Annotated in this window: 1 protein-coding gene; it reads left to right on the top strand. The window is 44.5% G+C overall.

What is annotated here, in order from left to right:
• Positions 1 to 96: 96 nt before the first annotated feature.
• On the top strand, positions 97 to 499 hold a 403-nt coding region (gene ybaK, locus BCU12_RS11500; RefSeq protein ID WP_102404390.1), incomplete at its 3' end, for a Cys-tRNA(Pro) deacylase.

Below are 499 nucleotides of genomic sequence, written 5' to 3'. Positions count from 1 at the left end.
CGCGATGAACCTTTTTTTTGCCCTGATTTGTGTTTTATTAGCAAGCAGCCAGTCAGTTAAGTCGGGCTGAAGGTAAGATTAACCAGGGGTACTGTCGTGACACCAGCAATAGACTACGCAAAAAAACACAAAATCGCTCATACCATTCATCAATATGACCATGATCCTAGAGTAACCTCTTTTGGGATGGAGGCGGTTGAAGTGCTTGGTCAAGATCCCAGAAGAGTGTTTAAAACACTCCTGTTTTGTTTAAATGGCGAGCCGAAAAATCTGGCTGTGGCGGTAATTCCTGTTGAAAACCAATTAAATCTTAAGCTTGCTGCTAAGAGTGCAAAGGTAAAAAAAGCAGCGATGGCGGATGCTGGCATTGCGCAAAAGGTGACGGGTTATATCGTGGGTGGAATCAGTCCACTAGGGCAGAAAAAACGACTGCCGACGTTTATACATCAGAGTGCGACAGAGTTTGACTCTATTTGTGTGAGTGCTGGAAAAAGAGGGC

It is taken from the genome of Vibrio sp. 10N.261.55.A7 (genome assembly GCF_002877365.1).
Classification (GTDB): Bacteria; Pseudomonadota; Gammaproteobacteria; order Enterobacterales; family Vibrionaceae; genus Vibrio.
The sequence above is the reverse complement of the archived record's forward strand: the minus strand, read 5'-3'. Positions and strand labels throughout refer to the sequence as shown.